This window comes from Pseudomonas sp. LBUM1658 (assembly GCF_059716055.1).
Map to the genome: position 1 here is coordinate 4,899,968 of NZ_CP166798.1, position 12,810 is coordinate 4,912,777.

Here is a 12,810-nt window from a genome sequence, read left to right on the forward strand (position 1 = left end):
CTCAGCGCACGGTAAAACGCTGTTGCGCCAACAACCGGTCGCCCTGGAACACCATGAAGCGCCACTCGCCGGGGATCACTTCATGGCTTTCGGTGAATTCATAGGCCATCACGTCCTGGGGTGCGCCGGGCACCAGTTTCTGGGTCACTTCGAATTTATCGTGGCGCAAGCCGTCCGGGGTGCGGATGCCCGGCGTGAAGTAGAGCAAGGTCAATGGCTGATCTTCAGCGACTTTACCGGACAGCTGATAACGCAGGCCGAATTTGGTGCCCAGTTTCGCCGGGACGATTTCTGTCTGTTCGATCTGCTGGTTGTTGCGGCGCAACACCCGCTCACCCGACTGCAACTCGGCTTTCGGGCCTTCAAAAACCCCGTATTCCACCGGGCCTTGCACATGAACTTCGGCACTGGCCAGGCCACTGATCATCATCAGCGCCGCCAGCGCGGTTAAACGGGAGAGGTGCATATCGCGCTCCTTGATTGAGATGGGCGCGAGGTTATGACGCGAGCGTGACAGCCTGATGACAGATGCGAGTTCCCAACTGTGGCGAGGGTGCTTGCCCCCCCTACAGGGGGGGCGTGCGCGGCAGGATCGCCAGGAAGTTATCTCGCGCGACCTTACGCGCCACATCCTCCGGCAAGGCATCCAGAAACAGATCGAAGCTGTGCAGTTCCTTGCCCACCTTGTTGAAACGTCCCACCACGTCCGAACCCAGCATGAAACGCTCCGGGAAGCGCTCCACCAGCTTCAGCCATTCCGGTCGAGGCTGAGCCGCATCGTCCAGCAGATAAGGCCTGAGCATGCTCCAGGACAGGTCGATGTACAAATTCGGATAGGCCTCGAGCATCCGTGCCAGGGTCGGCAGTAAAAAGTCCATCTGCGTCTGATGCCGATGGATTTCCACACTGCTTCCGGCATGGGCCCAGATAAACCGCGTGTGGGGATGGTTGCGTAGCGGCTCCTCGACTTCTGCCAGGTACAACGGATTTTTCTCACGCTTGGAGGTGATGTTGGAATGCAGCATCACTGGCAAATCGTTTTCCGCCGCAAGGTGGTAGATCCGCGTCATCGCTTCGTTATTCGCCCGCGGAGTATCGCCAGACGTCAGCGCGGTCAGGTCGTCGTGGCGGGTAAAGACTTCGCCGATGCCTTGCCACAGACCCGGATTGAGATCGAGCATGCGCTGGATATGCGCTGCGGAGTTCTTGTCGTTGGGATTGAAACCCGAGAGAAACGGATGAAAGCGCGGACGCTGTTCGGGCGTCAGCTTGTTCACCGCCGCGGCAACAATCACATCAGTGGCGCTGTACCAATAGGCATCAGCGTCGTCACCGGCGTAATAACGCGGGCGCTTGGGTTCGTCTTCATGCCATTTCTTGGCCACTGGAAGCCCGGAAATCATCACATGCTCGATGCGGTTGTCGGCCATGGCCTTGAGCAATTTGTCCATGCCGGCGGACTCCTGGAAGAAGTCGACGTAATGCAGGTGCGCGTCGCTGTAGGTATATTCGCGGGCATCGGCACAGGTGCTCGAAAGGATCAGCAGCCAGGCGAAACTCAAGCGGGTCAGGGGCACGCGCAATCTCCGGAGGGTGTGAGCAGGATAGACCCTGCTCCGCAAGCAAGGGTTCAGCGGCAAAGAAAGTGGAACGCCTGAAGCACCAGATGTTCTATAACTGAATGCTGTTTCCCGCCGCACCCTGGTTGCCAGGTGCGCGATCTTTCCCACTGCCTATGAGGTTTACCATGACTGTTACCGTCAATACCGAATCCAGCGAAAGTTTTCGTCACAGCATCCAGGTCGGCGATCACCATTTCTTTACCGACCTGCCCAAGGACCTGGGTGGCGAAGACACCGCACCGGAACCCCATGATTACTTCGACGCGGCGCTGGGGGCCTGCAAAGCCCTGACCCTCAAGCTTTACGCGCAGAAGAAAGAGATCCCGCTGACCGGGGTCACTGTCGAAGTCAAACACGACAACAGCCAGGAACAGAAAGGCAAATACGCGCTGCAGGTCAAGCTGACCCTCAAGGGTGTGCTGACCGACGCCCAGCGCGACGAACTGCACCGCGTGGCCGATCGCTGCCCGGTGCACAAACTGATGACCACCAGCGAAGTCAGCATCGAGACCCTTTTGGCCGAAGGCGCTTTCAGCCAGTAGCGGAAAGTGCCGTCTCGGCGGGTTATGCTTTTGCCTATAACCCGCCGAGCCTGGAATGCACCATGAACACACCGACCGTGATCCGCCCGCGTGCCGAGGATGTCGAAGGTCAACCGATCCTGCGTCCGCTGCCGTCGGCCAAGTGCCGCAGCGTCGGGCCCTTCGTGTTTTTCGACCACATGCTGCAGACCCGCTATCCGGCAGGCAAAGGCATGAACATCCGTCAGCATCCGCATATCGGCCTGTCGACACTGACCTACCTGTTCGAAGGGGAAATCCAGCACAAGGACAGTCTCGGTTCGGACCAACGGGTAAAACCGGGTGACGTCAGCTGGATGACGGCCGGCAGTGCCATTGCCCATGTCGAGCGTACTCCCGAGTCGCTCAAGGCCAGCGGTTTCAGCATGCATGGGTTGCAAATCTGGCTGGCCTCGCCGAAAGAACATGAACAAGGCCTGGGTCATTACAGCCACTACCCGGCCGACAGCCTGCCGGTCAGCGATAACCTCGGGGTACAGATCCGGATGATTGCCGGGTCAGGCTTTTGCCTGGAGTCTCCGGTGCCGGTGCTCTCCCCTACCCTGTACGCCGAACTTCACCTGCAGACGGCGACCACCCTGCTGATCCCCGACGAACATGAAGAACGCGCGCTGTACGTGCTTGACGGTGACGCACAGCTGGATGGCGAGCCCGTCGAGGCACATTCTCTGGTGGTTTTACCTGCGGGAGAAGTCATGACGCTGTTTGCGCAAAGCGATTGTCATGCGGTGCTGTTTGGCGGCGCGCCCATGGACGGTCCGCGGCGGATCAACTGGAATTTTGTGGCCAGCGATCCCGCGTTGATCGACCAGGCCCGCGCACGCTGGGCGGCCGGGGATTGGCCGAAAGTGCCGGGGGAGACCGAGCGGATCGAGTTGCCTGTGGGTCGGGCCGCACCGACACCGCTGTAGATGTAGAAAGCCAGCGGCCCTAAAAAATCGCAGCCTGCGGCAGCTCCTACATGGACCGGGTTGACGCTGATTCTTCTGTAGGAGCTGCCGATAGGCTGCGATCTTTTGATCTTTGTGCGGCAAAACAAAAATCAGCCCTTGAACACTTCATCCAGCAAATTGTGCATCGACAAAAATGCCCGGTTCGCGGTCCTGGCGTCGTACATCATCTTGCCCGGCATGTTGGCCTGCGGATCGGTGAAGGAATGCACCGCACCGCCATAGCTGAGCAGTTGCCAGTCGACACCGGCGGCATTCATTTCGTCTTCAAAGGCCGGCAGCTGCTCTTTGGGCACCAGTGGATCGCTGGCTCCATGCAGCACCAGCACCGCCCCCTTGATGTTCTTCGCATCCGCCGGGTTCGGCGTATCCAGGGTACCGTGAAACGACACGGCGGCCTTCAACGGCGCGCCAGTGCGGGCCAGTTCCAGTGAGCAGCAACCGCCGAAGCAGAAACCGAAGGTCGCCAGTTTCGAGGTATCAACTGCCGCTTCGCCCTGATGTTTCAGCGCTTCGAACGCCGCCTGCATACGCTTGCGCAGCAAGGCCCGATCATTTTTCAACGGCATCATCGCCGCGCCCGCTTCATCGGCATTTTGTGGGCGAAGCACCTGACCATAAAGATCGGCAATCAACACCACATAGCCTTTGCCGGCCACCGACTCGGCAATCTTCTCGGCCCCCGCGCCGACACCCATCCAGTTTGGCGCCATCAACAGGCCCGGTCGCGGGTCCTTCTGGCTGGCATCAAACGCCACACGACTTTCATAGGGTTGGCCATCGATCTGGTAGACCACGGAACGAACAATGACTTGGCTCATTTCAGACTCCTGTTAAGGGATGTGTAGGAGCGACGCGTTTACTCAGAAAATACGCGTTATCGTTAACGTCCATCGCGAGCAAGCTCGGCTCCTACAGATAAAAAAACCCGCCGAAGCGGGTTTTTTTACAACCTTGTTAAACCGACAGCTCAACCAGCAGCTTGTTCAACCGGCGGACATAAGCAGCCGGGTCTTTCAAGCTGTCCCCGGCGGCCAGGGCTGCCTGGTCGAAGAGGATGTGCGAGAGGTCGCCGAAACGTTCTTCGCCCTGCTCGTTGTCGAGTTTCTCGATCAACGGGTGAGTCGGGTTGAATTCGAAGATTGGCTTCGAGTCCGGGACTTTCTGACCGCTGGCTTCGAGGATCTGGCGCATCTGCATGCCCAGGTCCTGTTCGCCGATGGCCAGGATCGCCGGAGAATCGGTCAGCCGGTGCGAAACCCGTACTTCGCTGACAGCCTCGCCCAACGCGGTCTTGATGCGTTCGACCAGACCTTCTTTGGTCTTGGCGACTTCTTCAGCGGCTTTCTTGTCCTCTTCCGAGTCCAGGTTGCCCAGGTCCAGGTCACCGCGCGCCACGTCGACAAAGCCCTTGCCGTCGAAGTCGCTGAGGTAGCTCATCAGCCACTCGTCGATACGGTCGGTCAGCAGCAACACTTCGATGCCTTTCTTGCGGAAGACTTCCAGGTGCGGGCTGTTCTTGACCTGCGCGTAGGTTTCGCCGGTCAGGTAGTAGATCTTGTCCTGACCTTCCTTGGCGCGAGCCAGGTAGTCGGCCAGGGCAACCACTTGCTCGCCGCCCTCTTCGTGAGTCGAAGCAAAGCGCAGCAGGCCGGCGATTTTCTCTTTGTTGGCGAAGTCTTCAGCCGGGCCTTCTTTCATGACCTGACCGAAGTTCTTCCAGAAGCCCTTGTATTGCTCAGGCTCGTTCTTCGCCAGTTTTTCCAGCATGTCGAGCACACGCTTGGTCAGCGCCGACTTCATGGAGTCGATGATCGGGTCTTTCTGCAGGATTTCCCGCGACACGTTCAGCGACAGGTCGTTGGAATCGACAACACCTTTGATGAAGCGCAGGTAGAGCGGCAGGAACGACTCGGCCTGATCCATCACGAACACGCGCTGCACGTACAGCTTCAGGCCTTTCGGCGCTTCACGCTGGTACAGGTCGAACGGGGCGCGGGTCGGTACGTAGAGCAGCGAGGTGTATTCCAGCTTGCCTTCGACCTTGTTGTGGCTCCAGCTCAGCGGGTTCTCGAAATCGTGGGCGACGTGCTTGTAGAACTCCTGGTATTCCTCGTCTTTCACTTCAGTGCGAGGGCGAGTCCACAGGGCGCTGGCGCGGTTGACGGTTTCCCATTCAAGCGCTGGTGCCTCTTCGCCTTCTTTGGCAGCCTGTTCTTTCGGCAGCTCGATCGGCAACGCGATATGGTCGGAGTACTTCTTGATGATATTGCGCAGACGCCAGCCATCGGCGAACTCGTCTTCACCGGATTTCAGGTGCAGCACGATGCGGGTACCGCGATCGGCCTTCTCCACGGTCGCGACGTCGAACTCGCCATGACCCTTGGACGACCAGTGCACACCTTCGCTGGCAGCGAGGCCGGCACGGCGGCTGAACACGTCGACTTTATCGGAAACGATGAACGCGGAGTAGAAACCGACACCGAACTGACCGATCAGGTGCGAATCTTTTTTCTGATCGCCCGAGAGGTGCTTCATGAAGTCGGCGGTGCCAGACTTGGCGATGGTCCCCAAGTGGGTGATCGCATCTTCGCGGCTCATGCCGATACCGTTGTCTTCGAGGGTGACGGTTTTCGCGTCCTTGTCGAAGCTCACACGGATTTTCAGCTCGGCGCCGCCTTCCAGCAAATCTGGCTTGGACAGCGCTTCGAAACGTAATTTGTCGACTGCGTCAGAGGCGTTCGAGATCAATTCGCGAAGGAAAATTTCCTTGTTGGAATACAGCGAATGGATCATCAGGTGCAGCAGTTGCTTTACCTCGGTCTGGAAGCCCAGGGTTTCCTTTTGAGTTTCCACGCTCATGGTCATCAAACTCCGATTGGATGGCATTGGCCGCACCCTGCATGGGTGGCGGCGGGATGTCATCAAAGTTGGGGGCTAAGACGAGGATTTCAAGACCCAGGTGTCTCTTCAATCTTGAAATGTGCGCGAGCCGTGGCGATAGGCTCGGCCTCAGTGGTCTGCCACGCAGTGATTGCCACGTTCGCCACGCGTCGGCCCTGACGGCAGACCTGGCATTTGGCAAAAGTGTCGCGAAACTGCCCGGCACGCAGGTAGTCGAGGGAAAAGTCGATAATCTTCGGCACCCCGGGGGACCCGGTAAAGACCAGCAAATGCAGGGCCGCGGCAAGCTCCATGAAACCGGCGATGACCCCACCATGGATGGCTGGCAATATAGGGTTTCCAATGTTGTCCTTGTTTGCCGGCAGACGAAACAGCAACTCATCCCCCAGTCGCGAGCACTCGACCCCAATCAGTTTGGCGTAGGGGATCCACTCCAGCAGTGCGGCGTAATCGCCCTGCGCGTGAGCCTGTTGCAGTTGTTCCTTGAATGAGTCCGTCATACCGCACCGCCACTGATTGCACCACCAAAACCTTTTGTTCCTTTAATGCCCTTGCCCATGCGCATAAAAGTACCCACCACATGAGCGATCGGTTGCTCGGGGTCGTCCTGATAGGCAAAGCCACGAGCGAATATCACGTCGGTAGTCACTCGATAGCATTGGGCAAAGCCATAAACATCCTTGTGGGGTTCAGCTGGATGCATGTAGTCAATGCGCAGGTCGAGGGTCGGACAAACCTCGAATTCCGCTAATACGCACAAGGTCGCCATGCCACAGGCGGTGTCCATCAAGGAAGTAATTGCGCCTCCGTGTATTACTCCGGTGAGCGGATTGCCGACTATGTGCGGGCTGTAAGGCAGAATCAGCGTGATGCCGTCCGTCGAGGCGCTGGAAACGCCGATCCCCAGCACCTGACAGTGCCGCAGGGCCGACAGGAAGCGCGTCGCGCGTTCAAAAACAAGGTTTTGCGGCATTTGGTTAACTCTCTTCTTAGTATCGCAGTGGTGCAATTATCGAATCAGGTAAAAGTTCCATGATCGGCGCCCTTAATATATCTATGCATTTCAAGGAACTTAACCTGTGAGCCTGTGCTCGAAAGGCCAGAAGATATCTTCACTAAGGAGAAACACCCCATGCGTAAGACTTTAGCTATTGCCTTGATGTTGACCGCGACCCTCGGTCTCGCTGCTTGCGATAAAAAATCCGAGGACAAAGCTCAAGATGCAACTCAACATTCCGAGGAAGCTCAGCAAAAAATGAACGAAGCTCAGGATAAAGTGAACGACGCAGCGAAAGAAAACGCCGAAGCTGCCAAAGCTCAGGCTGAATCGAACAAAGCAGCCACCGAAGAAGCTCCGGCCACGGCGCCTAAAACCAACTAATACGGTTTTAGCGCTTCCAAGTAAAGCCCGCCTGGTGCGGGCTTTTCTTTGTCCGCAAATTACTCAGATCAAGACAGTGCGAAAAGTTGGACTAAGCATCAATAGCAATGTGCAGACAAACCCGACACCCCATACCAGACTGCGCTGCCAGGCCAGGTCCACCCAATAGCAAAGCAGGTAAAGCACCCGGGCAATCACGAAGATGATCGCCAGCAAATCGATCAACCATCCCGCCGTCTGCGTAGTGTGCGCCATCAACACCCCCGCCGCGAACAACATGAAGGCCTCGAAACTGTTCTGATGGGCCGCCAGCGCGCGAGCACCGAAACCGGTCAATTGTGCCTGTTGGTTGCGCGGCAAATGGTTGTCATAACCACCCTGCGCCTGCATCTCCCTGGCGACCGGAATCTTGGCGATGATAATCAGCAGTGCGCTGATGAACACACACCAGAACGGAATACTCATTGGTTGATCTCCTTGACCACCTCGGGCAATGGCGCCTCAGTAGGGGTATAGACCATAACGTCCAATACGTCGGAGTGAAATTCCCGGCGATACAGCACGAACACCACCCCGGCACTCATCAGCATGAACAACCAGGGACTGACGAACCAGGCCAGCATGGTCATGCCGAAATAATAAGAGCGCAGACCGAAGTTGAACTGGTTGGCGGCCAGCGAGATGACTCGCGCGGCACGCATGGCGAAAGCTTTGCGCTCCTGCTCGGAAACATGCCGCTCGCCAACCATCGGTGCCGAGCCGACCAGAATCGCCGCGAAGTTGTACTGGCGCATGCACCAACTGAATGTAAAGAAGGCATAGACAAAGACCACCGCCAGGCACAACAGTTTGATCTCCGACATGCCCTGGGAGGCTTGCTGCACCATCGGAATGTCCGCCAGCAGCGACACCGCCCGCTCGGAAGCGCCGAGCACGGTTAGAATGCCGGCCAGGATAATCAGGGTGCTCGAGGCAAAGAACGACGCATTGCGCTCCAGATTGCCAATCACGCTGGCGTCGGCAATGCGGTTATCGCGCAATAGCATGCGGCGCATCCAGTCTTCGCGGTACAGGTGCAATACGCTGGCCAGACACGCGGTGTCACGGCCCTTCCACGTGGCATAACGGGTGTAACCACCCCAACAGATGACGAACCAGAGCGCGGCGATGATGTGGATCAGATTGGCTTGGATGAACGACATGCAGGTCCTTGGGATGTAGATGCGGATGGCCGGTAACCTGTGGGAGCGAGCTTGCTCGCGATAGCGGTGGATCAGTCAACATCTCTGCTGAATGTAAAGCCACCATCGCGAGCAGGCTCGCTCCCACATGGGATTTGCAATGCTTCGACGTTAGCTCAAGGAAAAAGACACCGCATCGCCCCCATAAAAAATGCCCCGTATCGATTGATACGGGGCATTTCTATTTTGTAGAGCGCAGCTCAAGGCCCGCTTGTGACGGGCCAAGCAGCGGCTTAGGCCAGCGCTTCTTCGCGCTTGCCCAGCAGACGATCGCAGACCACCGCAGCCACCAGGGTCATGACCGACGGCACCAGCCACGCCAGACCCTGCTCGCTCAGTGGCAGGTGAGCCAGCTGAGTCGGCATCCAGTCGGCCAGACCGGCGCCTTTGAGGGCGTCGATCAGACCGAAGATGAACGACACCAGCATCACCGGGCCGACGATCCGCCCCTGCTCCTGCCAGAAGTCCTTGCAGAAGCTCAGAGCGACCAGGGCGATGCACGGCGGATAGATCGCGGTCAGTACCGGGATCGAGAATGCAATCAGCTTGGTCAGGCCCAGGTTGGACACTAGCAGCGAGAACACCGCCAGGATGATCACCAACGTCTTGTAAGACAGTGGCAAGACCCGGCTGAAGTATTCGGCGCAGGCACACGTCAGACCAACCGCCGTCACCAGGCAGGCCAGGGAGATCAGCACCGCAAGAAAACCGCTGCCCAGGGAGCCGAAGGTGTGCTGGACGTAAGCATGCAATACCGCCGCGCCATTGGCTGCGCCTGCGGCTACTTCATGGCTGCCCGAACCGAGACGGAACAGGCTGACGTAAACCAGCGCCAGCCCCACGCCGGCAATCAGTCCGGCAATGATCGCATAACGGGTGATCAGCGCCGGCGACTCGACGCCACGGGAGCGGATCGCGTTGACGATGACAATGCCGAACACCAGCGCGCCCAGGGTATCCATGGTCAGGTAACCATTGATAAAGCCTTGGGAGAACGGCGCCGCAGCGTATTCAGGGGTCGCTACACCGATATCGCCAGCCGGCAAGGCAAACGCCGCGATGCCGAGAACGGCCAGGGCGATGATCTTCAACGGTGCGAGGAAACGTCCTACGGTGTCCAGCAGACGACCCGGATAGAGCGAGATGAAGAACACCAGCAGGAAGTACACCGAACTATAGAGGAACAGCGCCAGCGGGCTTTCCCCGGTCAGCGGCGCCAGACCCACTTCGAAGGATACGGTCGCGGTGCGCGGCGTCGCAAACAGCGGGCCAACGGCGAGGTAGCACGCGGCTGCCAGCAGGCCACCGGCGACTTTACCGATCGGACTGCTCAACGCATCCATTGCACCACCGACCTTGGCCAGGGCAACCACTGTGATCACCGGCAAACCGACCGCGGTGATCAGAAAGCCCAGCGCCGCCATCCAGACATGAGGCCCGGACTGCAAACCGACGATAGGCGGGAAGATGATGTTGCCAGCCCCGACGAACAAGGCAAACGTCATAAAACCAAGTGCCAGGATGTCCTGGCCTTTCAACACTTTCATTAAGGAAATACCACACTACTGAATCGGAATTTAGAGAGGGATCTCCCTATGGGTGAGGGAAATGCTGTCGGTCCGTATGGGACTAACCCGTTTAACGCGTAGCTGCCTTATGGGCCGCGGACGCAAAAATGGCTGCTAGCCTAACGAATTTGCCCGACAAACGCACTGTTAGGGTGCGAACTATCCGATACACGACATTTCCGCGTCGCGTTTACATACTAAAAAGATCAAAAGATCGCAGCCTTCGGCGCTCCTACGCCGACCGAATACACCCGAGGCATTGCGGGTGCACACAAATCCCGTAGGAGCTGCCGAAGGCTGCGATCTTTTGATCTTCAGGAACGACAAAGGCCACCCGAAGGTGGCCTTTGTCAGCAGAGCTACAAGCTAAGCACGAGGCTTACTTCATAGCCCAGCCAGTCAGCTCGGACAGAGCCTTGCCGATGTCTGCCAGCGAACGCACGGTTTTCACGCCTGCGTCTTCCAGGGCAGCGAATTTCTCGTCCGCAGTGCCCTTGCCGCCAGAGATGATTGCGCCAGCATGGCCCATGCGCTTGCCCGCAGGAGCAGTCACACCAGCGATGTAGGAAACAACCGGCTTGGTCACGTGTGCCTTGATGTAGGCAGCCGCTTCTTCTTCAGCCGAACCGCCGATCTCACCGATCATGACGATCGCTTCGGTCTTCGGGTCTTCCTGGAACAGCTTCAGGATGTCGATGAAGTTGGAGCCCGGGATCGGGTCACCACCGATGCCGACGCAAGTCGACTGACCGAAACCGGCGTCAGTAGTCTGCTTCACAGCTTCGTAGGTCAGGGTGCCGGAACGGGAAACGATACCGACCTTGCCTGGCAAGTGAATGTGACCTGGCATGATGCCGATCTTGCATTCGCCTGGAGTGATCACGCCTGGGCAGTTAGGGCCGATCAGGACCACACCCAGTTCGTCGCACTTGACCTTGGCATCCAGCATGTCCAGGGTAGGAATGCCTTCGGTGATGCAAACGATCAGCTTGATGCCGCCGAACGCTGCTTCAAGGATGGAATCCTTGCAGAAAGGAGCTGGAACGTAGATCACGCTGGCGGTGGCGCCAGTGGCTGCTACAGCTTCTTTCACAGTGTTGAAAACAGGCAGGTCCAGGTGAGTGGTGCCGCCTTTGCCTGGAGTCACGCCGCCAACCATCTGGGTGCCGTACTCGAGAGCTTGCTGGGTGTGGAAACTACCTTGCGAACCGGTAATACCCTGGCAGATAACTTTGGTGTCTTTATTGATCAGGACGCTCATTACTTGCCCTCCGCAGCTTTGACAACTTGTTGAGCAGCGTCGGTCAGGCTGGTAGCCGCGATGATGTTCAAACCGCTTTCTGCCAGTACTTTAGCGCCCAGTTCAGCGTTGTTGCCTTCAAGGCGAACAACAACCGGGATTTTCACGCCGACTTCTTTCACTGCACCGATGATGCCTTCGGCAATCATGTCGCAACGAACGATGCCGCCGAAGATGTTGACCAATACTGCAGCGACGTTAGTGTCGGACAGGATGATCTTGAACGCTTCGGTAACGCGTTCTTTGGTAGCACCGCCGCCCACGTCGAGGAAGTTGGCTGGTTTGCCGCCATGCAGGTTGACGATGTCCATGGTACCCATGGCCAGGCCAGCACCGTTGACCATGCAACCGATGTTGCCTTCCAGTGCCACGTAGTTCAGTTCGAACTTGGCAGCGTGCGCTTCGCGCGGATCGTCTTGCGACGGATCGTGGAAAGTCTTCAGCTTAGGCTGACGGTACATGGCGTTGGCGTCGATGTTGATCTTGGCATCGAGGCAATGCAGATCGCCGTCAGCCTTGATCACCAGCGGGTTCACTTCCAGCAGAGCCAGGTCGTGATCCTTGAACAGTTTGGCCAGACCTACGAAGATCTTGGCGAACTGAGCAACTTGCTTACCTTCCAGACCCAACTGGAAAGCCAGCTCGCGACCCTGGAATGGCTGAGCGCCAACCAGTGGATCGATAGTGGCCTTGAGGATTTTCTCAGGAGTGTCGTGAGCGATTTTCTCGATGTCCACGCCACCTTCGGTGGAAGCCATGAACACGATGCGACGGCTCGAACGGTCAACGACAGCGCCCAGGTACAGCTCTTTAGCGATATCAGTGCACGATTCAACCAGGATCTTGGTGACTGGCTGACCATTGGCGTCAGTCTGGTAAGTCACCAGACGCTTGCCCAACCACTGTTGAGCGAATGCCTTGGCGTCTTCTTTGCTGCGAACCAGCTTTACGCCGCCCGCTTTACCGCGACCACCAGCGTGCACCTGGGCTTTGACAACCCACTCGGTCCCGCCGATTTTGTCGCACGCTTCTGCTGCTGCTTCCGGGGTGTCTACTGCGAAACCCTGGGATACTGGCAGGCCGTATTCAGCGAACAGCTGCTTACCCTGATACTCATGAAGATTCATGCTTATTACCGTCTTCGTTAGGTACTGCGCATTCGGTGCTGCACTCGTTCAAGTGCCGCACCACCTGTGACTGCTGCTTGCGTAACCTTTCCGGGTACCCGGTGCAGCTACGCAAGACTGCGTCCGGCTCAAGTTC

Annotated in this window: 14 protein-coding genes; 3 read left to right on the forward strand and 11 right to left on the reverse strand. The window is 57.8% G+C overall.

The features are described 5' to 3' along the window. Position 1: 1 nt before the first annotated feature. On the reverse strand, positions 2–466 hold the full coding sequence (locus tag ACA064_RS22455) for a DUF3859 domain-containing protein (RefSeq protein WP_497670088.1): 465 nt from the start codon (positions 464–466) through the stop codon (positions 2–4). Between the two features lie 100 nt (positions 467–566). Beyond that, a complete protein-coding gene (locus ACA064_RS22460) occupies positions 567–1,577 on the reverse strand; it encodes an amidohydrolase family protein (protein WP_497670089.1) in 1,011 nt (336 codons plus the stop codon). A 170-nt stretch (positions 1,578–1,747) separates the two neighbouring features. On the opposite strand from ACA064_RS22460, the gene ACA064_RS22465 reads away from it, so the two are divergent. Then, positions 1,748–2,164, forward strand: coding sequence for an OsmC family protein (locus ACA064_RS22465; RefSeq protein WP_497670090.1), 417 nt, complete (start codon positions 1,748–1,750; stop codon positions 2,162–2,164). A gap of 62 nt (positions 2,165–2,226) precedes the next feature. After that, positions 2,227–3,114 carry a pirin family protein gene (locus ACA064_RS22470; protein ID WP_497670091.1) on the forward strand — a complete coding sequence of 296 codons (888 nt, stop codon included), beginning with the start codon at positions 2,227–2,229 and terminating at the stop codon, positions 3,112–3,114. Between the two features lie 131 nt (positions 3,115–3,245). Here ACA064_RS22470 and ACA064_RS22475 read toward each other — a convergent pair whose 3' ends face one another. The 4 genes from ACA064_RS22475 to ACA064_RS22490 form a co-directional block, all read right to left on the reverse strand. After that, positions 3,246–3,974, reverse strand: coding sequence for a dienelactone hydrolase family protein (locus ACA064_RS22475; RefSeq protein ID WP_497670092.1), 729 nt, complete (start codon positions 3,972–3,974; stop codon positions 3,246–3,248). Positions 3,975–4,110: 136 nt separating this feature from the next. Further along, positions 4,111–6,015 (reverse strand): molecular chaperone HtpG, encoded by a 1,905-nt coding sequence (htpG, locus tag ACA064_RS22480; RefSeq protein WP_497670093.1) that lies wholly within the window; start codon positions 6,013–6,015, stop codon positions 4,111–4,113. Positions 6,016–6,104: 89 nt separating this feature from the next. After that, a complete protein-coding gene (locus tag ACA064_RS22485; protein WP_497670094.1) occupies positions 6,105–6,557 on the reverse strand; it encodes a PaaI family thioesterase in 453 nt (150 codons plus the stop codon). Next, a complete protein-coding gene (locus tag ACA064_RS22490; protein WP_497670095.1) occupies positions 6,554–7,030 on the reverse strand; it encodes a PaaI family thioesterase in 477 nt (158 codons plus the stop codon). Before ACA064_RS22490 ends, ACA064_RS22485 begins: the two co-directional genes overlap by 4 nt. A 159-nt stretch (positions 7,031–7,189) precedes the next feature. On the opposite strand from ACA064_RS22490, the gene ACA064_RS22495 reads away from it, so the two are divergent. Next, positions 7,190–7,438 (forward strand): hypothetical protein, encoded by a 249-nt coding sequence (locus ACA064_RS22495; RefSeq protein WP_497670096.1) that lies wholly within the window; start codon positions 7,190–7,192, stop codon positions 7,436–7,438. A 63-nt stretch (positions 7,439–7,501) separates the two neighbouring features. Here ACA064_RS22495 and ACA064_RS22500 read toward each other — a convergent pair whose 3' ends face one another. The 5 genes from ACA064_RS22500 to sucC form a co-directional block, all read right to left on the reverse strand. Then, complete coding sequence (locus tag ACA064_RS22500) at positions 7,502–7,903, reverse strand: MAPEG family protein (protein ID WP_497670097.1); 402 nt, start codon at positions 7,901–7,903, stop codon at positions 7,502–7,504. Then, on the reverse strand, positions 7,900–8,640 hold the full coding sequence (locus ACA064_RS22505; protein ID WP_497670098.1) for a DUF599 domain-containing protein: 741 nt from the start codon (positions 8,638–8,640) through the stop codon (positions 7,900–7,902). Before ACA064_RS22505 ends, ACA064_RS22500 begins: the two co-directional genes overlap by 4 nt. A 272-nt stretch (positions 8,641–8,912) precedes the next feature. Beyond that, positions 8,913–10,226: a branched-chain amino acid transport system II carrier protein gene (gene brnQ / locus ACA064_RS22510; protein WP_497670099.1), complete on the reverse strand. Its 1,314-nt coding sequence runs from the start codon at positions 10,224–10,226 to the stop codon at positions 8,913–8,915. 400 nt (positions 10,227–10,626) lie between these two features. Further along, positions 10,627–11,508, reverse strand: coding sequence for a succinate--CoA ligase subunit alpha (sucD, locus tag ACA064_RS22515; RefSeq protein ID WP_497670100.1), 882 nt, complete (start codon positions 11,506–11,508; stop codon positions 10,627–10,629). Further along, the gene (gene sucC, locus ACA064_RS22520; protein ID WP_008148602.1) at positions 11,508–12,674 is read right to left on the reverse strand and encodes an ADP-forming succinate--CoA ligase subunit beta; all 1,167 of its coding nucleotides are present in this window, start codon (positions 12,672–12,674) and stop codon (positions 11,508–11,510) included. The genes sucD and sucC overlap by 1 nt, the downstream gene beginning before the upstream one ends. Positions 12,675–12,810: the final 136 nt, after the last annotated feature.

What these genes read in the sequence shown, in the direction of transcription:
- sucD (WP_497670100.1), bottom strand. Translation starts at nt 11,508, where the DNA reads ATGAGCGTCCTGATCAATAAAGACACCAAAGTTATCTGCCAGGGTATT.
- brnQ (WP_497670099.1), bottom strand. Translation starts at nt 10,226, where the DNA reads ATGAAAGTGTTGAAAGGCCAGGACATCCTGGCACTTGGTTTTATGACG.
- ACA064_RS22475 (WP_497670092.1), bottom strand. Translation starts at nt 3,974, where the DNA reads ATGAGCCAAGTCATTGTTCGTTCCGTGGTCTACCAGATCGATGGCCAA.
- htpG (WP_497670093.1), bottom strand. Translation starts at nt 6,015, where the DNA reads ATGAGCGTGGAAACTCAAAAGGAAACCCTGGGCTTCCAGACCGAGGTA.
- ACA064_RS22470 (WP_497670091.1), top strand. Translation starts at nt 2,227, where the DNA reads ATGAACACACCGACCGTGATCCGCCCGCGTGCCGAGGATGTCGAAGGT.
- sucC (WP_008148602.1), bottom strand. Translation starts at nt 12,674, where the DNA reads ATGAATCTTCATGAGTATCAGGGTAAGCAGCTGTTCGCTGAATACGGC.
- ACA064_RS22505 (WP_497670098.1), bottom strand. Translation starts at nt 8,640, where the DNA reads ATGTCGTTCATCCAAGCCAATCTGATCCACATCATCGCCGCGCTCTGG.
- ACA064_RS22465 (WP_497670090.1), top strand. Translation starts at nt 1,748, where the DNA reads ATGACTGTTACCGTCAATACCGAATCCAGCGAAAGTTTTCGTCACAGC.
- ACA064_RS22490 (WP_497670095.1), bottom strand. Translation starts at nt 7,030, where the DNA reads ATGCCGCAAAACCTTGTTTTTGAACGCGCGACGCGCTTCCTGTCGGCC.
- ACA064_RS22500 (WP_497670097.1), bottom strand. Translation starts at nt 7,903, where the DNA reads ATGAGTATTCCGTTCTGGTGTGTGTTCATCAGCGCACTGCTGATTATC.
- ACA064_RS22485 (WP_497670094.1), bottom strand. Translation starts at nt 6,557, where the DNA reads ATGACGGACTCATTCAAGGAACAACTGCAACAGGCTCACGCGCAGGGC.
- ACA064_RS22455 (WP_497670088.1), bottom strand. Translation starts at nt 466, where the DNA reads ATGCACCTCTCCCGTTTAACCGCGCTGGCGGCGCTGATGATGATCAGT.
- ACA064_RS22495 (WP_497670096.1), top strand. Translation starts at nt 7,190, where the DNA reads ATGCGTAAGACTTTAGCTATTGCCTTGATGTTGACCGCGACCCTCGGT.